General features: G+C 66.6%; 21 protein-coding genes, 1 tRNA gene and 1 other RNA gene. 12 read left to right on the top strand and 11 right to left on the bottom strand.

Features of this window, described 5'->3' with window-relative positions:
* Window positions 1-15: 15 nt before the first annotated feature.
* Window positions 16-114: signal recognition particle sRNA small type (gene ffs / locus FHW83_RS23930), an RNA gene on the top strand.
* Between the two features lie 32 nt (window positions 115-146).
* On the opposite strand, the gene FHW83_RS23935 is transcribed toward ffs, so the two are convergent.
* Window positions 147-800 carry a hypothetical protein gene (locus FHW83_RS23935; protein WP_176648868.1) on the bottom strand — a complete coding sequence of 218 codons (654 nt, stop codon included), beginning with the start codon at window positions 798-800 and terminating at the stop codon, window positions 147-149.
* A 114-nt stretch (window positions 801-914) separates the two neighbouring features.
* Here FHW83_RS23935 and dnaX point away from each other — a divergent pair, with 114 nt between their 5' ends.
* From dnaX to FHW83_RS23960, 5 genes are read left to right on the top strand one after another with little or no spacing between them, the layout of a single operon-like run.
* On the top strand, window positions 915-3530 hold the full coding sequence (gene dnaX, locus FHW83_RS23940) for a DNA polymerase III subunit gamma/tau (protein ID WP_176648869.1): 2616 nt from the start codon (window positions 915-917) through the stop codon (window positions 3528-3530).
* Window positions 3531-3572: 42 nt separating this feature from the next.
* Window positions 3573-3899, top strand: coding sequence for a YbaB/EbfC family nucleoid-associated protein (locus FHW83_RS23945; RefSeq protein WP_176648870.1), 327 nt, complete (start codon window positions 3573-3575; stop codon window positions 3897-3899).
* Window positions 3900-3905: 6 nt separating this feature from the next.
* Window positions 3906-4496: a recombination mediator RecR gene (gene recR, locus FHW83_RS23950; protein ID WP_155468080.1), complete on the top strand. Its 591-nt coding sequence runs from the start codon at window positions 3906-3908 to the stop codon at window positions 4494-4496.
* Window positions 4493-5710 (top strand): CaiB/BaiF CoA-transferase family protein, encoded by a 1218-nt coding sequence (locus FHW83_RS23955; RefSeq protein WP_176648871.1) that lies wholly within the window; start codon window positions 4493-4495, stop codon window positions 5708-5710. The genes recR and FHW83_RS23955 overlap by 4 nt, the downstream gene beginning before the upstream one ends.
* Window positions 5711-5755: 45 nt before the next feature.
* Window positions 5756-6139: a suppressor of fused domain protein gene (locus FHW83_RS23960; protein WP_373997259.1), complete on the top strand. Its 384-nt coding sequence runs from the start codon at window positions 5756-5758 to the stop codon at window positions 6137-6139.
* A gap of 37 nt (window positions 6140-6176) precedes the next feature.
* Here the strand turns inward: FHW83_RS23960 and FHW83_RS23965 are convergent, their stop codons facing one another.
* The 3 genes from FHW83_RS23965 to FHW83_RS23975 form a co-directional block, all read right to left on the bottom strand.
* On the bottom strand, window positions 6177-6485 hold the full coding sequence (locus FHW83_RS23965; protein ID WP_176648872.1) for a hypothetical protein: 309 nt from the start codon (window positions 6483-6485) through the stop codon (window positions 6177-6179).
* Between the two features lie 115 nt (window positions 6486-6600).
* Window positions 6601-8739, bottom strand: a complete 2139-nt coding sequence (locus FHW83_RS23970; RefSeq protein ID WP_176648873.1) for a bifunctional diguanylate cyclase/phosphodiesterase — start codon at window positions 8737-8739, stop codon at window positions 6601-6603.
* Between the two features lie 2 nt (window positions 8740-8741).
* Entirely contained in the window at window positions 8742-11564 is a 2823-nt protein-coding gene (locus FHW83_RS23975; RefSeq protein WP_176648874.1) for a response regulator, read from the bottom strand.
* Window positions 11565-11696: 132 nt separating this feature from the next.
* Here FHW83_RS23975 and FHW83_RS23980 point away from each other — a divergent pair, with 132 nt between their 5' ends.
* Window positions 11697-12902 carry a glycosyltransferase gene (locus FHW83_RS23980; RefSeq protein ID WP_176648875.1) on the top strand — a complete coding sequence of 402 codons (1206 nt, stop codon included), beginning with the start codon at window positions 11697-11699 and terminating at the stop codon, window positions 12900-12902.
* Between the two features lie 52 nt (window positions 12903-12954).
* Here FHW83_RS23980 and FHW83_RS23985 read toward each other — a convergent pair whose 3' ends face one another.
* The 6 genes from FHW83_RS23985 to FHW83_RS24010 form a co-directional block, all read right to left on the bottom strand.
* Window positions 12955-13875: a PEP-CTERM sorting domain-containing protein gene (locus tag FHW83_RS23985; RefSeq protein ID WP_176648876.1), complete on the bottom strand. Its 921-nt coding sequence runs from the start codon at window positions 13873-13875 to the stop codon at window positions 12955-12957.
* A gap of 143 nt (window positions 13876-14018) precedes the next feature.
* Window positions 14019-14684, bottom strand: a complete 666-nt coding sequence (locus FHW83_RS23990) for a DapH/DapD/GlmU-related protein (protein WP_176648877.1) — start codon at window positions 14682-14684, stop codon at window positions 14019-14021.
* Window positions 14684-15793, bottom strand: coding sequence for a nitroreductase family protein (locus FHW83_RS23995; RefSeq protein WP_176648878.1), 1110 nt, complete (start codon window positions 15791-15793; stop codon window positions 14684-14686). Before FHW83_RS23995 ends, FHW83_RS23990 begins: the two co-directional genes overlap by 1 nt.
* Complete coding sequence (locus tag FHW83_RS24000) at window positions 15786-16652, bottom strand: ThiF family adenylyltransferase (protein WP_176648879.1); 867 nt, start codon at window positions 16650-16652, stop codon at window positions 15786-15788. The genes FHW83_RS23995 and FHW83_RS24000 overlap by 8 nt, the downstream gene beginning before the upstream one ends.
* An 83-nt stretch (window positions 16653-16735) precedes the next feature.
* Window positions 16736-16936 (bottom strand): YbdD/YjiX family protein, encoded by a 201-nt coding sequence (locus FHW83_RS24005; protein ID WP_176648894.1) that lies wholly within the window; start codon window positions 16934-16936, stop codon window positions 16736-16738.
* Window positions 16936-19011: a carbon starvation CstA family protein gene (locus FHW83_RS24010; protein WP_176648880.1), complete on the bottom strand. Its 2076-nt coding sequence runs from the start codon at window positions 19009-19011 to the stop codon at window positions 16936-16938. Before FHW83_RS24010 ends, FHW83_RS24005 begins: the two co-directional genes overlap by 1 nt.
* A 255-nt stretch (window positions 19012-19266) precedes the next feature.
* On the opposite strand from FHW83_RS24010, the gene FHW83_RS24015 reads away from it, so the two are divergent.
* The 5 genes from FHW83_RS24015 (at window position 19267) to FHW83_RS24035 (ending at window position 24893) form a co-directional block, all read left to right on the top strand.
* On the top strand, window positions 19267-20628 hold the full coding sequence (locus FHW83_RS24015; RefSeq protein ID WP_176648881.1) for a cache domain-containing protein: 1362 nt from the start codon (window positions 19267-19269) through the stop codon (window positions 20626-20628).
* 6 nt (window positions 20629-20634) lie between these two features.
* A complete protein-coding gene (locus tag FHW83_RS24020) occupies window positions 20635-21252 on the top strand; it encodes a response regulator transcription factor (RefSeq protein WP_176648882.1) in 618 nt (205 codons plus the stop codon).
* Window positions 21253-21520: 268 nt separating this feature from the next.
* Window positions 21521-22690: an EAL and HDOD domain-containing protein gene (locus tag FHW83_RS24025; protein ID WP_176648883.1), complete on the top strand. Its 1170-nt coding sequence runs from the start codon at window positions 21521-21523 to the stop codon at window positions 22688-22690.
* 3 nt (window positions 22691-22693) lie between these two features.
* Complete coding sequence (locus FHW83_RS24030) at window positions 22694-24778, top strand: bifunctional diguanylate cyclase/phosphodiesterase (RefSeq protein ID WP_176648884.1); 2085 nt, start codon at window positions 22694-22696, stop codon at window positions 24776-24778.
* A 25-nt stretch (window positions 24779-24803) separates the two neighbouring features.
* A tRNA-Ser gene (locus tag FHW83_RS24035) sits at window positions 24804-24893 on the top strand.
* 291 nt (window positions 24894-25184) lie between these two features.
* Here the strand turns inward: FHW83_RS24035 and FHW83_RS24040 are convergent.
* On the bottom strand, window positions 25185-25784 hold the full coding sequence (locus FHW83_RS24040; RefSeq protein ID WP_176648885.1) for a PEP-CTERM sorting domain-containing protein: 600 nt from the start codon (window positions 25782-25784) through the stop codon (window positions 25185-25187).
* Window positions 25785-26049 lie beyond the last annotated feature (265 nt).

Here is a 26049-nt window from a genome sequence, read left to right on the forward strand (position 1 = left end):
GGTATAATGATGTCTGGCGGGCCCCTGCGCATTGTGGCATGGTCAACCTGGTCAGGTCGGGAACGAAGCAGCCACAGCCGTTCACCATAAGTGCCGCAGATCAGGCTCGCCTCCTTATTCTAAAAAGCTCCCCTCGGGGAGCTTTTTTATTCGCTGTCGAGTTCCGCCTCGTAGGGCCGTTCCGAAGCGATCATCAGCGGATTCTCCTTCAGCAGCGCGTTGTCCGGCTTGAGCTTGACGCGGTTCTGGGCGTCGGTGTTGTAAACCGTGCCGCCCACTTTCAGCTGGGCGCGGTGGTTGAACTTGAACGTCACCGTCTTGGTGCTGGGGGCGAACATGCTCAGCGCGCCGGCCATTTTCTTGATGGCCTGGTTCATCTGGCCGACACTGCCCATCACCGCGTTGTAGTTCCATTGCAGGCCATCCGGCAGCGGCACGGTGGCGTCCCAGCCAGCGGCGGACTTTTCCTCTTTCGGCAGGCTGGTCAGGATCTTGGTGTCGTCGGTCATCCATTTCGGATTGGGCACCAGCGCCAGGCGGTACTCGGGCGACAGCGCCGGCAGCGGATGGCGCTCGCCGCCCTGGACCACGGTCAGCACCACCTCGGACGGCTTGATGTTCTTGTTGGTCGGCTTGACCGTCAGATAGAGGTTGATCTTGTCGCGCTCGATGGCGGGCAGGGCGTAGAACTTGTCGAGGCGCAGGTCTTCCACCAGTTTTTTATACGGATGCCATTCACGTTCATCGGCGTGGGCGGCGAGTGACAGCAACAGCAAGGGAAGCAGGGCAAGTTTTTTCATTTTTGGCATGTTAAAAGAAAAACAAATTGTAGTGCGGAATGGCAGACTTACCTAATCCAGTCGCGACTTGTTACAATTGCCGCTTTGGCACCCGCGATACGGTAAAATCCCAGCATGTCCTATCAAGTCCTCGCCCGTAAATACCGCCCTCGAAACTTCGAAACGCTCGTCGGCCAGGAGCACGTGGTTCGCGCACTGACGCATGCTTTGCATAGCGGACGGCTGCACCACGCCTATTTGTTCACCGGCACGCGCGGCGTGGGCAAAACCACTTTGTCGCGGATTCTGGCCAAGTCGCTCAACTGTGTGGGGCCGGATGGCACGGGCGGCATCACGGCCACGCCGTGCGGCGTGTGCGAGGTGTGCGCGGCGATCGACGCCGGCCGCTTTGTCGATTACATCGAGATGGACGCGGCCTCCAATCGAGGCGTCGACGAGATGGCGCAGTTGCTGGAGCAGGCGGTGTACGCCCCGACCAATGCGCGCTTCAAGGTCTATATGATCGACGAGGTGCACATGCTGACCAACCACGCCTTCAACGCCATGCTGAAGACGCTGGAGGAGCCGCCGGAACACGTCAAGTTCATTCTGGCCACCACCGATCCGCAGAAGATTCCGGTGACGGTGCTGTCGCGCTGCCTGCAGTTCAATCTGAAGCAGATGCCGCCGGGCCACATCATCGGCCACCTGGAGAATATCCTGGGGCAGGAGGGCATCACCTTCGAGCAGCCGGCCTTGCGCCTGCTGGCGACCGGTGCGCATGGTTCGATGCGCGACGCCTTGTCGCTCACCGACCAGGCGATCGCCTACGCCGCCGGCGCGGTGACGCTGGATGCGGTGCAGGGCATGCTGGGCGCGCTCGACCAGTCCTACCTGATCCGCTTGCTCGACGCGCTGGCGGCGCAGGATGGCGCCGATCTGCTGGCCGTGGCCGACGAGATGGCCACGCGCAGCCTGTCGTATAACGGCGCCTTGCAGGATCTGGGGACCTTGCTGCACCGGATCGCGCTGGCGCAGACCGTGCCGGCCGCCTTGCCGGAAGATTTGCCGGAGTACGCCGATATCGTGCGCCTGGCCGGTTTGTTTGATGCGGAAGAGGTGCAGCTGTATTACCAGATCGCTGTGCATGGCCGCAATGAGCTGGGTCTGGCGCCGGATGAATATGCCGGTTTCTCGATGACCTTGCTGCGGATGCTGGCCTTTCGCCCCGGCGTAGGCGGAGCGGAAGGTCAACCAGCGGCAGCACCGGCGGTATCGCGCCAGGCGGCGATGGCTTCGGCCCGCGCCGCGGCCGGTGCGACGCCGGCGCGCGCCGCCGCCAACTTGCAGGCGAGCCATGCCAGCGTGGTGCCGCCGTCGGTGGTCGCCGGCGCCGCCGCCATGGCGCGCGAAGCATCCCCGCCGGTAGTCTCAGGCGCGCCGCAGGCGGCCGCACCAAACATATCGGCGGCGGTTGCACCAAGCGCGCCGGCCGCCGCAGCGAGCGTATCGCCTGCGGTTGCCACTGGCGCCCAGCCGGCCGCCACGCCGGGCTTACCGCCTGCGGCGCAACCTGCCGCAGCAGCGCCAAGCGCACCGCAGCCAAGCGCCGCCGCACCAAGCGCGCCGCAGAGCGCCGCACCGGCCGCCGCCGCGCCGGCCGCGCCGATCAGCACCGCGCGCGCGGCCATCAACGCCGCGCTTGAAGCGGCACGCGCGGCATCCCGTCCAGGAGGCGCGCGTCCATCCGCTTCCAGCGCCGCGCCGGCCGTGTCGCCATCGGCATCGCGGGGCGTGGCCGCCGCGCCAGCCGCACCTGCGCCCGCCGCCGCGCCGCAAGGAGGCTACACGGCTGCGGCACCGCAAGCCGCCGCGCCGCAAGCGTCCGCCGCGAGCTACACGCCACCGGCTGCGTCACAAGCGCCTGCCGCCTCGTACACGCCCCCCGCCGCGCCCAGCGCGCAGATAGCGGCGGCGCCATCGCGTCCGGCACCGTGGGAAGACATGCCGCCAGCCGCCGACGGTGGCGCCGCCGTTATGGAAGCCCCCGCCCGCGTCGCGCCGCCCGCGGCCGCGCCGCAGTACGTCGCACCGGCACCGCAAGCCAAGGCCAAGCCACCCGCGGCCGACGAGGACGACCTGCCGCCATGGGTCACCGAATTCTCCGACGACTCGGCCATGCCGGCCCAAGGCGCGGCGCATCCCTACGCGCCGGCCGCGCAGTCCGCGCCTCAAGCGCACGGCCAGCCGGACGATCCGCACGCCATCGCCATGCCGGCACGCGCGGCGCCGGCGCCCGCCAAGGCGCCATATGAATACGTCATCACGCCGGTCCCGGAACTGAACTGGGACGGCAACTGGCCGGCCGTGGCGGCCGCGCTGCCGCTGCGCGGCACCGCCCAACAACTGGCGATGCAGGCTGAAATGGTGCGCTGCTACTTCGAAGGCAACGCCGCCGTGTTCACCCTGCGCGTGCCGATCGAAACCTGGCGCACGCCCGGCAACGTGGAAAAACTCACCACCGCCCTGACCGAGCGCTTCGGCCGCACCGTGCGCGTGGATACCGAGCTGGGCGCCGTCTGGTACACCGCCAGCGCCGAGGCGCAAGCCTACCGCGAGGCCTGCCAGCGCGCCGCCGAGGAAACCGTCGCCAACGATCCTTTTGTGAACAGCATGATCCGCGAACTGGACGCCTGGGTCGTGCCCGGCTCCATCGTGCCGCCGCAAAGCAGCGCGGCAGCGGCTGCCTGATCGCTTCCTTAAACAACTTACCGCAACACGGAGAACTCCACCATGATGAAGAATCAACTGGCCGGCCTGATGAAACAAGCCCAGGCGATGCAGGACAATATGAAAAAGGCCCAGGAATCGCTGGCCCTGATCGAGGTCGAAGGCCAATCGGGCGCCGGCCTGGTCAAGGTCGTGATGACCTGCAAGAACGACGTCAAGCGCGTGTCGATCGACCCGTCGCTGCTGGCCGACGACAAGGACATGCTGGAAGACCTGGTGGCCGCCGCCTTCAACGACGCCGTGCGCAAGGCCGAAGCCACCGCCGCCGAGAAAATGGGCAGCCTGACCGCCGGCATGAACCTGCCGGCCGGCTTCAAGATGCCTTTCTAAGGAACCATGTCCAAGTCGCTGGAATTCCTGACCGAAGCCCTGCGCCGCCTGCCCGGCGTGGGGCCGAAGTCGGCGCAGCGCATGGCGTTCCACCTGCTGCAGCATGACCGCGAAGGCGCGGACATGCTGTCGCGCGCATTGCACCAGGCGGTCAATGCCGTGCACCACTGCGCGCTCTGCAATACCTTCACCGAAGAAGACGTCTGCGACACCTGCAACGACGAGTCGCGCGACCGCCGCCTGCTGTGCGTGGTCGAGACGCCCGCCGATCAGCTGATGATCGAGCAGACCCTGACCTACAAGGGCCTGTACTTCGTGCTGATGGGCCGGCTGTCGCCGCTGGACGGCATCGGCCCGAAAGACATCCACCTCGAAAAACTGGTGGCGCGCGCCGCCGACGGCCTGGTCACCGAGGTGGTGCTGGCCACCAATTTCACCAACGAAGGCGAAGCCACCGCGCACTACATCTCCGAGATGCTGAAGGCGCGCGGCCTGCGCGTGAGCCGTCTGGCGCGCGGCGTGCCGGTCGGCGGCGAGCTGGAATACGTGGACGCCGGCACCATCGCCCGCGCCATGCTGGATCGAAGGACGACATGACTACCAAGAACACCTCCGGCCCGTTGAAGGGCATCAAGGTACTGGAACTGGGCACGCTGATCGCGGGCCCTTTTTGTGCGCGCATGCTGGCGGAATTCGGCGCGGAGGTGATCAAGATCGAGTCGCCCGACGGCGGCGATCCGATCCGCAAGTGGCGCGTGCTGAAGGACGGCACCTCGCTGTGGTGGTCGGTGCAGTCGCGCAACAAGAAGTCCCTCACGCTCAACATGAAGCACGCGCAAGGCCGCGAGATCGCGCGCAAGCTGGCGCTGGAGGCCGACATCATCATCGAGAACTACCGTCCCGGCGTGCTGGAGAAGTGGGAGCTCGGCTACGAGCAATTGAAGGCGGTCGATCCGTCGACCATCATGGTGCGCCTGTCCGGCTTCGGCCAGACCGGGCCGATGAAGGATCTGCCGGGCTTTGGCGCCATCGGCGAATCGATGGGCGGCCTGCGTTATGTCTCCGGCCATGCCGACCGGCCGCCGGTGCGGGTGGGCGTGTCGATCGGCGATTCGGTGGCGGCGCTGCACGGCGTGATCGGCGCCATGATGGCGCTGCGTCACCGCGACGCCACCGGCGGCAAGCTCAAGGGCGAAGGCCAGATGGTGGACGTGGCCCTGTACGAATCCGTGTTCAACCTGATGGAATCGCTGGTGCCCGAGTTCGACCACGCCGGCGTGGTGCGCGAGCGCACCGGCGGCTCGCTGCCGGGCATCGTGCCGTCAAATACCTATACCACCAAGGATGGCGAGAACATCGTCATCGCCGGCAATGGCGACGCCATCTTCAAGCGGCTGGTGCTGGCCATGGGCCGCATCGACCTGGCCGGCAATCCGGAACTGGAGCGCAATGACGGCCGCGTCAAGCACACGCAGATGATCGACGACGCCATCCAGGCCTGGTGCGACACGCAGACGATCGACAGCGCGCTGGAGGTGCTGAAAGCGGCCGACGTCCCGGCCGGCAAGATCTACTCCGTGCGCGACATGATGACCGACCCGCAATTCCTGGCGCGCGAGATGTTCGAGCAGCACCAGTTCGCGGACGGCACGCCGGTCAAGCTGCCGGCCATCTCGCCCAAACTGTCCGCCACGCCGGGCCACACTAAATGGCTGGGCCCGACGCTGGGCCAGCACAACGACGAGGTGCTGCAATCACTCGGCTACAGCGCCGACGCCATCGCCGCGATGAAGCAGAATGGGGTGTTATGAGCGGCGAGAACTGATCTGCGCCCAGGCTGGGATGCTATCTCTGGCGTGCTGGAGTCGCTCTATCCCGGTCAGGAACCAAGGCACTTTGGGGCGGTTATCAGTTACCGGCTTGGCGGTTCAGATCCGCTTGACGGCATCAGTGTTTACCGCAGCGAGGAGGTGCGACCGCATTGGCACTTCGTCACCTTCGGGTTGTCCGAGCTGTATGCCAAGGAGACGGAGGACCCGGGCGTCACTGGCTATGGTTTTGAACTCACATTCCGTCTGGCTTGTGCCCCCGATGCAAGCGAGCCGCCGACCTGGCCATTGAACTTCCTACAAAACTGGCGCGTTATGTCTTCAAGACTGGCAATGTCTTCGATGATGGTCAAGGACGTTATACGGTCACCGGGCTGGATGAAGTCGAATGGCACATCCAGAAAACCTTGATCACCAGTGCCGAGGGCGAGATGGTTGCGACCTTCGGTTAATCTGGCACTGCGGATAATTTTTTATTGCGTTTGATTGCGACCGCGATCAGGAGTTTAAGGTCGTGCACGAATTTCGCAATGTCCGGCAGTACAGTATATTTTTTTACGACATCTAATTCTTCTGAGAGTTCTGGCAATTGGGCTGGCGTTAAGTCCACTTCTTCAAAGTAATCTTCAAAGCGCAGCAATTGCGTGAGCTTAAACCGCTCGGCTAGATCGATAAGCGCCTCGTGTTGATCCCATTCCAGCGGAACAATATCTGCGGAGGTTTCATCTTCCGTCAGAACAGCAAAGTCTAGTGCCATCAGTGTCTCCTATGGTCCTCGCCTGCATTGAATTTACTCTTGTTTGCATGCGTTGGCGATTGCGTGGTGGTATGGTATTTGATGATGTGGTTCCAGCCGCGCTTGGTGATGTTGATCATGTCATGGCGAGCGTGCATTGGCTGGTCAGCATGCGGTGGATGGAGTCGGGCGGGGAGGGATGGCCCAGGTAGTAGCCTTGCACCATGTCGCAGCCGTATTGTTCCAGCAGGACCAGTTGGGCGTCCGTCTCCACGCCTTCGGCCACCACCGCCATCTTCAGGCCATGCGCCATGGCGATGATGGCGCGCGTGATGGCGGCGTTTTCGGAATCGAGCGGCAGGCCGCTGATGAAGCTTTTGTCGATCTTGAGCGCGCGCACGTCGAAGCGCTTTAAATAATTCATCGATGAGTAGCCGGTGCCGAAGTCGTCGATCGACAGGTACACGCCGATGGCGCGCAGCTGCTCCAGCGTGGACATGGTGGCGCGCGCGTCGTCCATCAGCGTGCCTTCGGTCAGTTCCAGTTCCAGCAGCTCGGGCGGCAGGCCGGTGTCGTGTAGGGCCGAGATCACGCTCTGGGTCAGGTTGTCGTCCTTGAACTGCTTGGCCGACAGGTTGACCGCCACCCGCACCGGTGGCTTGCCCGGCAACTGCCACGCCATCGCCTGCTGGCAGGCGGCGCGCAACACCCATTCGCCGATGGGCACGATCAGGCCGGTCTCCTCGGCCAGCGGGATGAACTCGGTGGGCGAGATCACGCCGCGCTCGGGATGGCGCCAGCGCACCAGCGCCTCGAAGCCGACGATGCGCGAACTGGCGACGTCGATCTGCGGCTGGTACAGCAGGTAGAGCTCGTCGTTCTGCAGGGCCTTGCGCAGGCCCACCTCCAGCTTGACGTGGCTCATGATCTGCATGGTCAGCGAGGAGCTGTACAGCTTGGCGTTGTTCTTGCCGCAGTTCTTGGCGTGGTACATGGCGGTGTCGGCGTACTTGAGCAGCGAGTTGCAGTCCTCGCCGTCCTCCGGATACAGCGAGATGCCGATGCTGGCGGTGACGAAGATTTCGTGCGCGTCCAGCAGGAAGGGGCGGCGCATGGCTTCCTTCACGCGGTGCGCCACGTTGAGCGCGTTCTCCACCCGCTCGAGGTCGGGAATCAGGATGGTGAATTCGTCGCCGCCCAGCCGCGCCAGGTTGGTGGCGGCCTCGTTGCGCGAGACCAGGTCGCCCGGCCGCGTGGTTTCGCGCAGGCGCTCGGAGACGGCGCGCAGCAGGTGGTCGCCGACGTCATGGCCGAGCGTGTCGTTGATGCGCTTGAAGGCGTCCAGGTCCATGAACAGCACCGCGAACTTCTTGTTGGCCTTGCGCGAGCGCGCCAGCTCGGCCTCCAGCGTTTCCAGGAAGGCCTGGCGGTTGGGGATGCCGGTCAGCGAGTCGCAGTAGGCCAGGCGGCGGATCTGTTCCTCGCTGCGCTTGCGCTCGCTGATGTCGCGCACCAGGCCCAGCACCTCGTCCGGCCCGGTGGCCACCAGCCGCGCCTCGAAGTGGCGCACCGGCAGCGGCGCCGGATGCTCGCCCTGGCGCGCGCGCGGCGCCGGGCCGGGCAGCGGCAACTGGTAGTCGAGCGAGCGGATGTGCTGGGTGTCGAGCACGGCGCACACCTGCTCCATCATGTGGCCGGCGATCTCGGGCGGCAGCACCTGGCTCAGGTGCCGGCCCACGCACAGGTCGGTGGAGAACACGCTGCTGGCCTCGTGGCCCTGTTCATAGTCGAGGTAGTAGCCGTCCTTGTTCATGCGGAAGAAGGTGTCGGGGATGGCGGCCAGCACCGCGCGGTGCTGGGCGTCGGCGATGCGCAGGCGGCTGATGGCGTCGCTGGCGCGCAGCACGTACAGCACGCGGTGGCCGAGGATGGGCCAGTTGATCGGCTTGGAGACGAAGTCGGTGGCGCCGGCCTCGTAGGCGCGGGTGACCGACTCCAGCTCGTCGCCGCCGGTGACCATGATGATGGGCACGGCGGCCTGCGCCTCCCGCTGGCGGATCTCGCGGCACACGCTGAAGCCGTCCATGCCGGGCATGTCGACGTCCAGCAGCACCAGGTCCGGGGTGACGCTCTGGAAGCAGGCCAGCGCCTTCAGGCCGTCCTCGGCCTCGATGGCGTCGAGGCCGACTTGCGCCAGCATTTCCAGCATCAGCAGGCGCATGGTGGGATCGTCGTCCGCGACCAGCACCAGGCCGCGCTTGGGGGAAGTTGCCATGATCAGGTTTCCTTTTCCAGGAGGGCTCCCAACGCCTGCCGCGCGGCCTGGAAAGAGTGTTCCATGTCAGCCAGCAGTGCTGCGGCGCCGGCGGTGGTGTTGTTGCGTCCGAGTTGTTCGAGTTCCTTGCTGTGCCGCGCCAGCGCGTCGGCGCCGACATTGGCGCTGCTCGACTTGAGGCTGTGCGCGGCCTTGCGCAGCTGGCCGGCGTCGCCGGCGCTGATGGCTTGCTGAATGGCTTGCAGCAGCCGCGGCGTGTCGCGCAGGAAGGCTTGCAGCACGCGCTCCAGCAGGACGCCGCCGTTGGCCGGGCTCAGCGCGCGGATGTTTTCCAGCGCCTGCCGGTTGATGGCGTCGTCCGCGGCCGGCGGCGCCTCGGCCGCCGCCGGGGCCGCGCGCGGCAGCGTGATCCAGCGCGCCAGGGTTTGCCCCAGCGCCTGCTGGGTGAAGGGCTTGCTCAGGTAGTCGTCCATGCCGGCCGCCAGGCACGATTCGCGGTCGCCCTGCAGCGCGTTGGCGGTGATGGCGATGATGGGCATGCTGCGCGCGCGGCCGCGCTGCTGCTCGTGGCGGCGGATCTCGCTGGTGGCGGCAAAGCCGTCCATCACCGGCATCTGGCAGTCCATCAGGATGACGTCGAAATCGTCGGCCTGCACCGAGTGCAGCGCCTCCTCGCCGTTGCAGGCGCGGCTGACGTCCAGCCCCAGGCCCTCCAGCATGGCGCTGGCCACTTCCACGTTGACCGGGTTGTCTTCCGCCAGCAGCACCTTGCGGCGCTTGCGCGGCCGGCTGCCGCTGCTGAGGGTGGTGACCGGCGGCGCGGCCGGCGCCACGGCGGCGGGCGAGGGCGGCGGCGCGCCTGGCGGCGCTGCGGCCGGCGCGCGGGCCTCGTGTCCGCGCGCGGGCGTGGTGATGGCGTCGTACAGGTCGCACTCGCGGGGCGGCTTGATGAGCTGGAAGGCGACGCCGGCCTGGCGCTGCTGCACGCTGTCGGCGGCGTTGCGCTCGGTGCTCAGCAACAGCAGGCGCGTGGCGGCCAGCGCCGGCTCGCTGTGGATGGCCGCCGCCAGCGCCAGGCCGCTGGTGCGCGGCTGCTCCATGTCGAGCAGCAGCACGTGGTAGGCGTGGCCGCTGGCGGCCGCCTGCCGCAAGCGCGGCAGGGCGTCGTTGGCGGTGGCGCCGGCGCAGCTGATGCGCCAGGCCGCCAGTTGCCGCTCCAGCGCGGCGCGGCTGGCGGGATTTTCATCGACAATCAAAGCGCGGATTCCCTGGGTTGCGGTGGATGGATCGTCGCTGTCTATGCGGCGCTTATCAAAATTTACGGCAAACCAAAACACCGATCCTTGAGTTAGCGCATGGTCGACGCCAATCGCGCCGCCCATCAGCTCCACCAGTTGTTTCGAGATCGCCAGGCCCAGGCCGGTGCCGCCATGCTTGCGCGTGGTGGAGCCGTCCGCCTGCGAGAACGAGTCGAAGATGCGCGCGCGCGCCTCGGCCGAGACGCCGATGCCGGTGTCGTGCACCTCGAAGCGCAGGCCGACCGCCTGCGCGTCCTCGCGCGCCACGCTGACCCTGACCGTGATCTGGCCGGCGTCGGTGAACTTGATGGCGTTGCCGAGCAGGTTGAACATCACCTGCCGCAGCCGGTTGGGGTCGCCGCACACGCCGAGCGGGATGTTGGGCGCGATGTCCAGCCGCAGGCGCAAGCCCTTGGCCTGCGCCTGCGGCGTGAAGACGTTGTCGATGTCGTCCAGCAGGTCGCGGAAGTTGAAGTGGATGTACTCCACCGTCAGCTTGCCGGCCTCGATCTTGGAAAAGTCGAGGATGTCGTTGATGATCACCAGCAGATGCTCGCCGGAGCGCTTGACCATGTCGGTGTAGTGGCGCTGCTGTTCGCTCAGGCGCGTGGCCAGCAGCAGCTCCGTCATGCCGAGCACGCCGTTCATGGGGGTGCGGATCTCGTGGCTCATGGTGGCCAGGAAGGCGCTCTTGGCCTGGCTGGCGGTCTCGGCGGCGTTCTTGGCCTTCTCCAGCTGCTCGGTGCGCACGCTGACCTGCCGTTCCAGCTGGTCGCGGTATTGGGCCAGGGCGGCGTCGCGGCCCTCCACCTGCGCCAGCATGTCGTTGAAGCTGTCGATCAGCGCGCCCAGCTCGTCGTTGCGCTGATGGGCGATGCGCGGCGTCGCCTGGCCGCGGCTGACCTGCTGCGCCGCCGCGATCAGCTGGGCGACCGGCTCGGCGACGCTGCCCTTGAAGCGGGCCGCCGTCAGCAGCGCCATCATGAAGGACAGCGCGGCCGCCACGGCGGCGGCGCCGAGGTTTTTCAGGAGGTCCAGCCACATGCGGGTGAGCGCGCCCTCGACCATCACCACGCCGCTGGCCTCGTCGCCCTCGCGCAGCACGCGGTAGACGCGCATGGCCGGCGCCCAGGGCGGGCCGCTGCGCTCGGCGTACAGGTCGGCGGCGCCGGCCGGCGCCGACAGCGCCTCCGGGCCGGCCTGGCCGGGCGGCAGGCGCGGCGACAGGTAGCGCGCCAGCAGCTTGCCCTCGCTGTCGTACAGGGCCGCCTGCAGGATGTCGTCCTCCATCGCCAGCGTCGCCAGCGTCCGGCCGGCCTGCTGGCGGTCGGCGTACAGCAGCGCGGTCCTGCTGTTGTTGCCGACCACCGCGGCCAGCGAGGACAGCTGCTGGCGCGCGTCCTCGCTATGGCTGAGCACGGACGTGGCGGCGAACGCGACGAACACCAGCAGCAGCGCGCTGCCGGTGGACAGCACGGACATGATGGTCAGTTTCTGACTCAGACCGGAGCGTTCGAAGTTGAACATCGCGTGGGCCCATCCATAAATGCCAATAAGAAAAATATATGCATCAGGCAAGCTCGGCTTTGATGTACATCTAACGCGGGCACCTTTGAGCTGCCTCAAACGACGCGCCGCGCGGCGCTGCAAGCTGGGAGGATGGAACGCAAAAAAATCTTGTTCGTGGCGGAGGCGGTGACGCTGGCCCACGTGGGCCGGCCGCTGGCGCTGGCGCGCACGCTGGACCGGCGGCGCTACGCGGTGCACCTCGCGTGCGCGCCCGGCTACGACATGTTTCTCAAGGGCAGCGATGTCACCAGCTGGCCCCTGCACAGCATTCCCAGCGCGCGCTTCCTGGCCGCGCTGGCGGCGGGCAAGCCGGTGTACGACGCGGCCACGCTGCGCGAGTACGTGCTGGACGACATGCGCCTGCTGCAGGCGGTGCGGCCGGACGTGGTGATCGGCGACTTCCGCCTGTCGCTGTCGGTCAGCGCGCGGCTGGCGGGGGTGCCGTACGTGAGCGTGACCAACGCCTACTGGAGCCCGTACGTCCGGCAGCGCTACCGGGTGCCGGCGCTGCCGCTGGCGCGCGTGCTGCCGATCGCGCTGGCCGAGCGCCTGTTCGCGCTGGCGCGGCCGCTGGCGTTCGCGCTGCACAGCCGTCCGCTCAACCGCGTGCGGCGCGCCTACGGCCTGCCGTCCCTCGGGCATGACCTGCGGCGCGTCTACACCGACGCCGACCACGTGCTGTACGCCGACATTCCCGAAATGTTCCCCGCGCACGACTTGCCGATGACGCATTCCTATCTGGGGCCGGTCATGTGGTCGCCGCCGACCGAGCCGCCGCCCTGGTGGGACGCCCTGCCGGGCGGGCGCGACGTCGTCTACGTCACGCTGGGCAGCTCGGGGCAGGGCGCCTTGCTGTCCAGGGTGCTGCAGGCCCTGGCGCCGCTGCCGCTGACGGTGATGGCCGCCACCGCCGGCACCGTCACGCCCGGCACGCTGCCGGACAACGCCCGCGTCGCCAGCTACCTGCCCGGCGAGCAGGCCGCGCGGCGCGCGCGGCTGGTGATCTGCAACGGCGGCAGCCCGACCAGCCAGCAGGCGCTGGCGGCCGGGGTGCCGGTGCTGGGCGTGGCCGGCAATCTCGATCAATACCTGAACATGGATGGGGTGCTGCGCGCCGGCGCCGGCGCCTTGCTGCGCTCGGACCGCCTGGTGGAGGAGCAATTGCGCGCCGCCGCGCTGCGCCTGCTGGAGGAGCCGGAGCCACGGGCGGCGGCGGGACGGGTGGCGCAGCAGTTCCAGCGTTACGACGCCGGCGCCCGCCTGGCCGCGCTGCTGGCGCAAATCTTGCGGCAATAAAAAAGCGGATCGGGCGGGAGGGGCCGATCCGCTGTAAAGACCGCTGCCGCGGTCACGACTGCACTTTGCGGCGCGTGCCCAGCGCGAGTCCCGCGAAGCCCAGTCCGATCAGTGCCAGGGTGGCCGGCTCCGGAATGGTGGCGAAGCTTTGCGACGAGTCCACCTTGAGGAAGGGCACTGTGGTGGGCGTGGAACCGTCCCACATCATGGTTGGGGTGAAGAACGACGGCACGTTGGTGGTGCCGGTGAATTTGTCGACGAAGATGGAGCCGGTGACGGCGTCCAGGTAGTTGGGGTCGACATAGTCGATCATGAAGCGCGAGTCGAACGAGCCGGTGCCGACCGCGCCGGAGGCGCTGAAGCTGGCCTCGTTGAACACGAGGTGGCCGGACATGATCATGATGCCGTCGCCATCGCCGCCGCCGCCACCGCAGCCGGCGGAGGTGACGCCTTCGCCGTAGCAGCGCACGGTGTTGCCGCCGTTGCCGGGCACGGCCTTGCTGCCGTCGGTGATGTTGTCGAGGAAGATGGCGAGGTTCTGCACGCCGGGACGCAGCGGGTCCACGTCCATGGCGGCCGATTGCGAGGCGGGCAGGCCGAAGTTGACGGTGGTGGCGGTTTGCGCGGTGACCAGTTCCTGGAAGCGCACCACCTTGCTGATTTCAAAGTTGCTGTTCAGCCCGGCCGGCGTGACGATGGCGGGGATGTTGCTGTTGGACATGGTGCCGACCACCATTTGCGAGCGCAGCTCGGTCAGGTAGGGCGCGCTGGCGCCGGGGCCGACGATGCGGCCGGGAACGAAACCGGTGGCCAGACCGGTGTCGGTGACGTTGGTCCACAGGTCGGCGAAGGTGGTGTAGGTGCCGGTGCCGGTGGGATCAAGGCCGAGGGTGGGGCCGGCGCTGGCGGTCAGCGGCGCGGCCAGCGCGGCTGCCAGCAGGGCGCCGGCCAGCGCGGGTTGGGTGGTTTTCATGTGTGCTCCTCGAAGTAGGGCCACGGGAATCGAAGCCGTGACGATCAAGGAGCAAAAGCCTTGCCAGTGCCGGCGATCCTTGTGAAATCAGGGACTTGCGCGCGGCGCGCGGGCCTTGCGGCGGCGCGGTGTAAAGAATTCCGTCACGGCGCGGCCTTGATGCGGCGGGCCGGGATGCCGCCCCAGATCTCGCCGGCGGCGATCTGGGTATCCTTGGTTACCACCGCGCCGGTGGAGACGATGGCGTTGTCGCCGATGCGCACGCCCGCCATCACCACCGCCTTGGCGCCGATGGTCACGGTGTTGCCGATGTGGACCGCCTTCAGCTCCAGCCGCGCGCCCTCGATCACATGGGCGAACACCACGGCGTCGTGGCCGATGATGGTGTTGCTGCCGATGCGCGTGAGCGGCGGATCGAGCAGGGCGCCGGCGCTGTAGGTGTTGGCGCCCAGCCGCGCGCCCAGCGCCAGGTAGATCAGGCGCTGCAGCGGCACCGGGATGAAGTGGGTGCGGATGAGCGAGTTGAACAGCAACAGGTAGAACAGGATGTTGACGTTGGCGGCCAGCTCGTGGCGCGAATGCTCGGCCACCTCGCCCTCGCGCAGCGGCAGCGCCAGCAGGAAGCAGCGGTAGACCAGGAAGGCGTACAGGTAGACCAGCAGCACGCCCAGCGCCACCAGCGCGACGCCGCGGAAGTCGCCCAGCGGCAGGCCGCCGAACAGCAGCGCGGTGGTGGCGATGGCCAGCGCCAGGATCAGCGCCAGCAGCCCGAGGAACACGGCGACCTGGCCCGGCTTGATGGCGCGCATCACGGGCTCCCGGACGGGAGCAGCAGGTCGCGCAGCGGCCGCCGCAGCGAGCGCGACCGCGCCGCCCGGCCGGCGCCGATGCGCCCCATGAACACGGCCGCCTGCCAGTCCTGCCGGCCGGCCAGCGCCTCGCCCTGGCGCGACACCCGCAGCGCTTGCTCGCGCATGCCCGGCGTGGTGGAGAACACGCGGCCCTCGCGCAGGTAGCGGGCGAAGATCAGCGGCGTCATCTCGGGCTGCAGCTGCAGGCCCAGCGCGGTGGCGGTCAGCCAGAAGCGCTGCATGGCGCGGCCGGCGGCGACGTAATCGTCGAGCCGCTGGGGGGGCTGGTCGGCCACCAGCAGGAAGTGGGCGGCGCAGGCCAGGCCGGGGATCAGGTCCATCTGCAGGCTCGGCGCCAGCGTGCCGGCCAGCCAGGTGTTGAAGAAATCGACACGGCGCCAGTCGCGCAGCACCCAGCGCATCAGCCTGGTGGTCATGGGGTCGGCGCCGAGCGCCTGGTCGGGGATGCGGTCCTCGCTGTAGCGGGCGTTCCACTCGATGACGGCCTGGTGCACGCGGTGCGCCTCCGGCATGGTCAGGCGCAGCCTGGCGTTGCGGAACATCAGGCGCGCGGCCGCCCGGCGCTGGCCGCCCTCCAGCCAGCGCACCTGGTAGCCCGGCGGCAGCGCCAGGTCGAGCGCGGACTTCTCGGCGGCCGTCAGCGGGCGCCGGCTCAGCGCGCGCCGCTGCACGCTGCGCGCCAGGATGGCGTCGGCCAGCGGATCGGGCGCCAGGCCGGGCGCCGGCAGGAACTCGACGCTGAAGGTGGGGCGGGTGTCGGGCGTGTCGGTGTGGCGCATGGCGCGCATGTCCAGCGCGAAGGTGCTGGCGGCGATGGCCATGGTCTCGAGCAGCGCGCCGAGCGACATCTGGCTCGGGTGGCCGTCGAGGTCGTAGACGCAATGGTCGCGCGTGTCGTGGCCGTGCACCACCAGCCGGCGCTCGTCGAGGATCTCGAAGCGCCACGGCTGGGTGTTGTCGCCGCTGGGCGCCCAGCGCGCCAGGTCGAGGATTTGTTCCAGCGTCGCATCGAGCCTGGGCGCCGGATGCTGTTCCATTTTATTCATGTGGTTCTCCGGGCCGTCGTCGCCGCGCCAGCATCATGGCCAGCCGCTGCAGGGGGTTGCGGTTGCCGCCGGGGCGCCAGGTGCGCACCAGCTTGTTGCGGTAGGCGTCGAACTGGTAGCCCCACGGGGCCGGCCGGGCGTCGCCGCGCCGCAGCAGTATCTTCAGCGCCTCGGTGGCGGCCACGCCGGCGCACAGTTCGCAGCCCATGATGGTAGACGGGCCGCGCCGCTCTTTCAAGTTGATGGTCGAGGGATCGACCAGGTAGCCGCCGTGCAGCCCGGCCGGCGCCAGCCCGACCAGGAAGCGCAGCGCTTTTTCCAGCTCCGGCCGGTCGCCCCAGTCGAAGTACTGCTCGAACGTCATGTGGCCGGGCAGGAAGTTCAGCAGCGCCGTGCCCATGCCCAACGGCGCCGCCGTCACGGCCGGGATGCCGAGCCGGGCGCAGGCGGCGAAGGTGGCTTGCCGGGCGCCGAAGGCGAAGAAATCCAGGCCGTCGACGTACAAGTCTACACCGTCGAAGAAGCTGGCCAGGTTGTCCTGGCTGACGCCGGTGGGGAAGCGCGCCAGCTTGAGCTCGGGATTGATGTCGAGCGCCATGGCGGCCAGCACGTCGACCTTGGGCTGGCCCAGCGAGGACATGGTGGCGCCGACCTGGCGGTTGAAGTTGGCGATGTCGAAGGTGTCGAAGTCGGCGATGTGGAAGGCGCCGATGCCCAGCCGCGCCAGCGTCAGCAGGTGCACGCCGCCGACCCCGCCCATGCCGGCGATGGCCACGCGCTTGTGGCGCAGGGCGGCTTGCTCGGCCGGCGTGACCCAGCCGATATTGCGTGCACATGCCTGTTGGTAAATGTATGCCATCCTGCTTGGATGGCGGGGCCGGGCGAAAAGTTCCTCCGAGGACGAAAAAAAAGTCATTCCGGCTTGCGCCGGAATGACGTTGTTCAGCAGCAGCCGCCGCGCTTGCCCGCGCCGCCGTAGCGCGCCTCCTGCCGTTCGCGGAAGAATTCCTCGTACGTCATGTAGGGCTCGCCCGGATGCGTGGCTTCGCGGTGGCTGACATACACATCGTAGTCGGGCAGGCCCATCATCAGGCGCACGCTTTGCCCGAGGTAGCGGCCGGCCTTGGCGATGTCGCCCAGCATCATTGCACCTTGGCGGTGGCCAGCACCATCGGGCTCTCGTTGACGGTCGGCTTGCTGTTGGCGCGCGCCGCCAGCACGGTGCGGGCGCCGAACACCAGCACGCTCAGCACCACGATCACGAAGAAGCCGGCCAGCGAGGCGTCGAGGTAGTCGTTGAAGATCACCTGCTGCATCTGGGCCACCGACTTGGCCGGGGCCAGCACCTTGCCCTCGTCCAGCGCGGCCTGGTACTTGGCGGCGTGCGCCAGGAAGCCGACTTTCGGGTTGGCGTCGAAGATCTTCTGCCAGCCCGCCGTCAGCGTGCACAGCAGCAGCCACACGGTCGGCACGATGGTGACCCAGGCGTACTGGCCGCGCTTCATCTTGAACAGCACGCAGGTGCCGAGGATCAGCGCGATCGCGGCCAGCATCTGGTTGGCGATGCCGAACAGCGGCCACAGGGTGTTGATGCCGCCCAGCGGATCGACCACGCCCTGGTACAGGAAATAGCCCCAGGCCGCCACGCACAGGCCGGTGGCGACCAGGTTGGCGAAGGTGTTCTCGGTCTTCTTCATCGAAGGCGCGAAGGTGCCCAGCAGGTCCTGCAGCATGAAGCGGCCGGCGCGGGTGCCGGCGTCGACGGCGGTGAGGATGAACAGCGCCTCGAACAGGATGGCGAAGTGGTACCAGAAGGCCATCATCTCGCGCCCGCCGATCACTCCGGACAGGATGTGGGCCATGCCCACGGCCAGGGTCGGGGCGCCGCCGGCGCGCGAGATAATGCTGTGCTCGCCAACATCCTTGGCGGTCTGCAGCAGCATGTCCGGGGTGATGTAGAAGCCCATCTGCGACACCGCCCGCGCGGCCGACTCGGCCGTGGTGCCGAGCAGCGCGGCCGGCGAGTTCATGGCGAAGTACACGCCCGGATCGATGGTCGAGGCCGCCACCAGCGCCATGATGGCAACAAAGGATTCCATCAGCATGGCGCCATAGCCGATAAAGCGGGCGTGGGTTTCATTCTCGATCATCTTGGGCGTGGTGCCGGACGAGATCAGCGCGTGGAAGCCGGACACGGCGCCGCAGGCGATGGTGATGAACAGGAAGGGGAACAGCGAGCCGGCCCAGACCGGGCCGGTGCCGTCGATGAACTTGGTCATGGACGGCATCTGCAGGTGCGGGGCGACGATCAGGATGCCCAGCGCCAGGCCGACGATGGTGCCGATCTTGAGGAAGGTCGACAGGTAGTCGCGCGGCGCCAGCAGCAGCCACACCGGCAGCACCGAGGCGACGAAGCCGTAGCCGATCAGCATCCAGGTCAGCTCGGTGCCGGTGAAGGTGAACATCGGCGCCAGCGCCGGGTTCTCCTGCACCCACTGGCCGCCGAAGATGGCCGCCATCAGCAGCACGAAGCCGATGATGGACACCTCGCCGACGCGACCGACGCGGATGTAGCGCGAGTACACGCCCATGAACAGCGCGATCGGGATGGTGGCCATCACGGTGAAGCTGCCCCAGGGCGAGCCGGTCAGCGCCTTCACCACGATCAGCGCCAGCACCGCCAGGATGATGACCATGATCATGAAGGTGCCGAGCAGGGCGATGTTGCCCGGGATCGGGCCCAGCTCCGACTTGATCAGGTCGCCCAGCGAGCGGCCGTCGCGGCGCATGGAAATGAACAGCACGATGAAATCCTGCACCGCGCCGGCGAACACCACGCCGGCCAGGATCCACAGCATGCCGGGCAGGTAGCCCATCTGCGCGGCCAGCACCGGGCCGACCAGCGGGCCGGCGCCGGCGATGGCGGCGAAGTGGTGGCCGAACAGCACGTTCTTGTTGGTGGGCACATAGTCGAGGCCGTCGTTCATGCGGGCGGCCGGGGTCAGGCGGCGGCTATCCAGGCCGAGCACCTTGTCGGCGATGTACAGGCTGTAGAAGCGGTAGGCGATCAGATAGACGCAGACGGCGGCGATGACGATCCAGATGGCGCTGATCGATTCGCCGCGATGCAGGGCCACCACGCCCAGCGCCGAGGCGCCGGCCAGCGCCAGCGCGGCCCAGCCCAGCTTGCTCGCCAGGGTATTCGGTAGAGTATTCATATTATTTCCTCCAAGGTTGTCTCCAATCCGGGGTCAGGTCCTCCATTTCTACACGAGCCCGGCGGTAGGCGCGCCTACCGCCGGGCTCGTGTAGAAATGGAGGACCTGACCCCGGATTTGCTTATGTCTAGTATTCATCACGCTGATATCAGCCCGCAAGCGCAGCACTACGCAAGCGCGCTGCGTATAACTACGTAGGCCTGGCGGCGCACACAGGCGTAGAATCGCGCCTACCAGCTTACGAGGAGTACCCGCATGAAGTTGCGGCAAAAAGTGATTTTCCTGGCCATCACGCCGCTGATCCTGGCCCTGTGCGCGATCGCGCTGGCGGTGCGCCACCAGTCGGTGCTGCTGGCCGCGCAGCAGCGCGCCACCATCCAGCAGGCTTACCTGAGCAGCAAGGAGGCCGAACTCAGGCACTACGTGGCGCTGGCCTCGCATTCCATCGCCCATCTGTACGACTCCGGCCGCGACGACGAGGCCACCCGCAACGAGGCCAAGCGCATCCTGTCCTCGCTCAGCTATGGCGACGACGGCTATTTCTTCCTGTACGACATGCAGGGCAACACCCTGATGCACCCGCGCCAGCCCGAGCTGGTCGGGCAGAACCTGTATGGCCTGCGCGACCAGAACGGCCAGCTGACCATCCAGAACCTGCTGCAACGGGCCAAGGCCGGCGGCGGGCTGGAGCGCTATATGTGGGTCAAGCCCTCCACCCATAAGCCGGTGGCCAAGCTGGGCTATGTGATCGCCATGCCCAAGTGGGGCTGGATGATGGGCACCGGCATCTATCTCGACGACGTCGACCAGGCGCTGGCCAAGATCGACGTCCAGCAGTCGCGCAACATCCACAACACCATGCTGTGGATCGCCGGGATCGCCATCGCGGCCGCCGTGGCCGTGGCCAGCTCCGGGCTGGCGCTCAATATCAGCGAGCTGCGCGTGGCCGACGCCAAGCTCAAGGTGCTGGCCCAGCGCGTGGTGGAGTCGCAGGAGGAGGAGCGCGCGCGGCTGTCGCGCGACCTGCACGACGGCATCAGCCAGTGGCTGGTGTCGATCAAGCTGCAGATCGAGGCCGGCATGATACGCCTCGGCTCCGGCGATCCCGGCCAGCGACAGGCCGCCCACGCCGTGTTCGAGCACGCCGCCGACCAGCTCAGCAATGTGATGGCCGAGGTGCGCCGCATTTCGCACAACCTGCGCCCGGCCATCCTCGACGACCTGGGGCTGGCCGCCGCGCTGCAGCACCTGGCCAAGGAGTACACCCTCAGCAGCGGAACCCCGGTACACTTCGAGGCGTCCGGCGGCACCGATGGCCTGCCCGACGTGGCCAACACCGTGCTGTTCCGCCTGGCGCAGGAGGCGCTGACCAATATCGAGCGCCACGCCGGCGCCAGCCACGTCGGCATCACGCTGGCCGGCGACGCCCACCATGTCACGCTGCGGATCCGCGACAACGGCCATGGCTTCGACGCCGAGCGCATCGCCCTGCATCCCAAGCGCGGCATCGGATTACGCAATATGATGGAGCGCATGGACGCGATAGGCGGCCATTTTGAGATCGTGTCCTCCACCGAGGGCACGCTGGTGACCGCCCAAGCCCCCAACCCAACCTGAACCACGATGACGAATACGATCAAAATCCTGCTGGTCGACGACCACCCCCTGGTGCGCGATGGCCTGCGCGCGCGGCTGGAAGCCATGCCGCAGTTCGAGGTGGTGGCCGAGGCCGGCGGCGCCAGCGAGGCGCTGGAGCAGGCCGGCCGCCACCCGGTCGACCTGGTGCTGATGGACATCAATATGCGCGGCGTCAACGGCATCGAGGCGACCGCGCTGTTCAAGCAGGCGTTCCCGCGCATCGCCGTGCTGATCCTGTCGATGCACGACAAGGTGGAGTACGTGTCGCAGGCGATCCAGGCGGGCGCGCGCGGCTACGTGCTCAAGGACGCGCCCGGCAAGGACATCGTGGTGGCGATCGAGACCGTGATGTCGGGCGGCATCTACTACAGCGCCGCCCTGGCCCGCCAGCTGGCCCAGCCGCAGAACCAGGACAACCAGCTGACCTCGCGCGAACACGAGGTGCTGCGCCACATCGCCAACGGCGAGTCGAACAAGCAGATCGCGCGCGCGCTCGACCTCAGCGTGCGCACGGTGGAGACCCACCGCCTCAACATCAAGCGCAAGCTGGGCATCGAGGGCCAGGCCGAGCTGATCCGCTTCGCGGTGCAGCACGCGCAATAACGATGAGACCGCTACCATGTGGTGAAAAACCCGACGCGCACTGCCTATACTGTTAAGCAATTTTCAAGAGAACGTGTTTCCACGGCAATATCTGCTATATTCCAGCTCGACCGCGAATTATTGCAATTGTGCAAAAGAAAACGTTCCGCGCCCGGTCATTGGTCTTATACTGGTAATATTGCTAATTACATTACTCCCTGTGTGGTATTTGATTGCCTTAAGTCAAGTGTTAGTCTAAGATGACGCGGATAACCTCGATGAGATATTGATGTCTGCGCCTGAAATCAGCCCGTTTCCACTGGTGGAATTACAAGCAGTATCCAACGCTCAGAACGAGTGGGTGGCACTGACGTTTGAGCTATCGCCCGACGCCGGCGACGCTTTCCAGGCGGCCCTGACGCTGTTGAAAACGCCCGACGCGTTTGCCGCGTTGGCGCCCATGGATTGCATCCTTCCCGTGCCCCATCCGCAATCGCTGGAGCTGTCCCAGCTGGAGACGCTGCCGGCCAACCACATCATCCTGCGCGTCCCGGCCGCCGCCTGCGCCGACCTCGCGGTGCAACGAAAGCTGTCCGGCTACGCCGAGGCCGGCTACCGCATCATGCTGGACGGCGTGGCCGAGGGTTCGGCCGCCACCATGTGCGGCGCCCGTTCGCTGATGGTGGACGCCTCGCTCACGCTGCCGCCGGTGCTGGCGCTGGTGGCCCAGCCGGGGCCGCACCTGGCCACCGGCATGCGCAGCGAGTCGCGCATCGCCGAATGCGCCAAGGCCGGCTTCAGCTGGTTCGCCGGCGACTTCGCGCTGCATCCGGAACACGACAACAACCTCGGCGACGGCACCTCGCGCAAGCGCCTGCTCGCGCTGCTGGGCTTGCTGGCGCGCGACGCCGACTCGCGCGAGCTGGAGGTGCTGCTCAAGCAGGATCCGGCGCTGGCCTACCATTTACTCAAGCTGGTGAATTCGGCCGCCTTCGCGCTCAGCTCGCCGATCCACAGCTTCGGCCAGGCCATCAACGTGCTGGGCCGGCGCCAGCTGCAGCGCTGGCTGCAACTGCTGCTGTACGCGCGCCAGCAGGATGACGGCCTGGCCAATCCGCTGCTGCCGCTGGCGGCGGTGCGCGCGTCCATGATGGAAGGGCTGGCCAAGTCGCTGGGCTGGGACCGCGACCAGCAGGACATGGCCTTCGTGGCCGGCGTGTTCTCGCTGCTGGACGTGCTGCTGGCCATGCCGATGACCGAAATCGTCGCCGCCCTCAGCCTCGACCTCGACGTGGTGATGGCGCTGCTGGACCGCGCCGGCCCGCTGGGCGACCTGCTCAAGCTGGTCGAACACAAGGACGCCGCCAGCCTCGCGCGGGCCGGCATTTCGCACGAGGCCTATTGGGAAGCGCAGTTGCAGGCTTACCACTGGGCGATCCAGGTGAGCAGGAATATCTAAACCATGCTCGCGCAACCCGTCACCGACTTCCTGACCAACAGCGCGGCCTTATGCGACGCGGTGCTGCGCCTGCGCGGCGCGGCGCTCACGGAGGAACTGGGACGCATCGTCCGCGCCGTGCTCAACAGTCCGCTCGGTGAATACATCCCGGCCGATTCGCTGTCGATGCTGCTGCATCCGCCGCTGGAGCCGGTGGTGGCCGCCAACGACGACGCCGTGCCCTCGCTGAGCCAGGACATCGCCTTCGACGAACACCTGTTCGGCCGCTTCGTGGTCTCGGGGCGCGCGCACTACAGCGAGCAGGACCGGCAGCACCTGGCCAGCCTAGCCAGCCTCGCGGCCAGCGTGCTGCAAGTGCATTCGGTGGCGCAGCGCACCACCCACGCCTACGTGCAGGTGGAAGCCCAGCTGCAGCACCAGGCGCAGATCCTCGACCACATCCACGAGTCCGTGCTGACCATGGACATGAACGGCTTCATCATCAGCTGGAACAAGGGGGCGGAGCGCCTGTTCGGCTACACCGCGGTGGAGGCGGTGGGCCGCAACATCCTGTTTCTCTACGATGACGAGGACATCGGCTTCCACGACGCCTTCCTCGAACACGGCGGGCGCCTGATGGAAGTGCGCCGCAAAAAGAAAAACGGCGAGGTGTTCTGGGCCAGCTTGTCGTTGTCGCCGCTGTGCGACATCAACGACCGCTCGATCGGCCTGATCGCCTACCTGACCGACATCACCGAACGCAAGATGGCGGAGGAGCGCATCCACCACCTGGCGTACTACGACGCGCTGACCAACCTGCCCAACCGCACCCTGCTGACCAAGCTGGTCGACCAGGCCCTGATGGTGGCGCAGCGCAACAAGGCGCACGGCTGCGTGCTGTTCATCGACCTCAACCGCTTCAAGCTGATCAACGACACCCTGGGCCGCAACATCGGCGACCAGCTGCTGGTGGAAGTGGCGCGCCGCTTCCGCAGCGTGCTGCGCGACCAGGACCTGGTGGCGCGCCTGGGCGGCGACGAATTCGCCGTCGGCCTGTTCGACATCGGCCAGCACTTCGAGGCCAGCATGGTGGCGCAAAAGCTGCTGGCCACGCTGACCGAGCCCATCATCGTCGAAGGCCATGATTTGCGCGTGGGCGGCAGCATCGGCATCAGCGTCTACCCGCAGGACGGCCACGACGCCGAAACCCTGCTGCGCCTGGCCGACATCGCCATGTACCGCGCCAAGCAGGAGGGCGGGGCGGACGGCGACCACATCGCCTTCTACAGCCAGGACATGAACCAGGGCATGCAGGAGCGCATGCGCATCGAAACCGGCCTGCGCAACGCGCTCGGCAATGGCGAGCTGCTGCTGCACTACCAGCCCAAGTACTCCATCCCGGACGGCAAAATCATCGGCGCCGAGGCGCTGGTGCGCTGGCGCCATCCGGAGCGCGGGCTGGTGCCGCCGTCCGAATTCATCCCGCTGGCCGAGGCCACCGGCCTGGTGGTGCAAGTGGGCGAATGGGTGCTGGAAACCGCGTGCGCGCAGGCGCAGGCGTGGAAAGACGCCGGCCTGCCGCCGATCCGTCTGGCGGTCAACGTCTCCGCGCGCGAATTCACGGCGGCCTTGCCGGGGCGCGTGGCCGACACCCTGAAGCGCTACGGGCTGGAGCCATCCTGGCTGGAGCTGGAAATCACCGAAAGCACGCTGATGCACAACATCGACCGCGTGATCGGCATCATGGACCGCATCACGGCGATGGGCGTGACCTTGTCGCTGGACGATTTCGGCACCGGATACTCATCGCTGTCGTACCTGAAGCGCTTCCCGATCGACACCCTGAAGATCGACCGTTCATTCACCATCGGCATCCCCGACGACACCAACGATTGCGCGATCGCCAACACCATCATCAGCATCGCTCAGCAATTGAAGCACAAAGTGATTGCGGAAGGGGTGGAAACCGTCGAGCAGCTGGCATTCCTGAAAAATTCCGGCTGCAACGAAGTGCAGGGCTACCTGTTCTCCAAACCGCTGGAAGCGGATGCGTTCGAGCGGGCGCTGCGCGAGAACTGGGGGGCGGGAAGAACTTCCCGGGCGGCGTAAGAAATCTGTATAATGCTGCCACCCAGGAAGCGTGGCCGAGTGGTTGAAGGCAGCAGTCTTGAAAACTGCCGACGGTGAGAGCCGTTCGTGAGTTCGAATCTCACCGCTTCCGCCAGGAAACAAATAAAAAACCGCCCAAGAGGCGGTTTTTTATTTGTTTCCTGGCGGAAGCGAGGGGAGCGCCTGCGCGCTCCCCGTGTGAGATTCGAAGGGCATGGCCCTACCGGGCCATCCCGCTCCGAATCGCCCAACTGCTGGGCGCGACGCGCCCAGCCTCGCGCGCCGAGGGCGCGCGCTTTAGACCTAATCATCCGTCAACAGCTCAGCCCGTGTCTAAATTCAAGACCCGGCCCCGTCGCGCAGGAGGCGAGGAGATAGAGGACTGGGCCACCTCGTCCATGCGGACTTAAGACGATTTCCGGCGCCGCGCCGCCAGCATAAGCAGGCCCAAGCCGCCGAGCAGCATGGCGTAGGATGCCGGTTCCGGCACTGGCGATGCGAATCCGACATCGATGTCGTCAAGCAGAACAGGGCCGGAACCGCGGCTGGTAATCAAGATGCGGTCGATGCCAGCAAAGTTGAATGTCTCCAGATGATAAGTTTCGGTGTAGCTGAATTCCTTGGACGCCACTGCTTTGCTACCCTTGAACGCGCGTACAGTGATCGACCCGACGTCATCCGCCATCAGCGCGCCGCGTACCCAGAAGCTGTTCAAGGTGATGTTGTTGCCGGAGATCTCGATGCCCATGTTATAGCCGTCGCCCCAGGCATAATTGTTGCCGGAATGCGCGCCCCAACCAGAGTAGCTAGTCGCGGTCAAGGTCGAGAAACCATAGCGCCCACCGGTAAAATTCAGGCCGTATCGTTGGGTTAAATCCTGGCCGGAAAAGCCGCCGCTCGGGGAGAAGTTGATGTCTTCAAAGTCAATGACTTTTGCGCTCGAAGAGGATGAGGCGGCCAGAAGCGAGAGGCCGACGAGGGTGGCGCTGAGGTATTTTTTGATCATAAATTCTCTCCGGAAATTGTCATTAATGGAATTATTAAATATACCATCTTTGTGTTTGAGAAAGTAGCTCGGAGATGATCTTTTTTTAAGATTGCGCTGGCTGCGGCGAAGGCCGAATCGTCCAATTGCGTCTGAATTCAGGACCTGACCCTAATGTCGCAAAGTTAAGCGCCGTCATTCCCGCGCAGGCGCACTGCTGTCCGGAATAAATTTGCTTGAATAAGCCTGAAGGTGTTGCAGGTATTGGTTAACGGGCGTATACCCG

Source organism: Duganella sp. SG902 (assembly GCF_013376005.1).
In the GTDB taxonomy this organism is placed as follows: domain Bacteria; phylum Pseudomonadota; class Gammaproteobacteria; order Burkholderiales; family Burkholderiaceae_D; genus Rugamonas.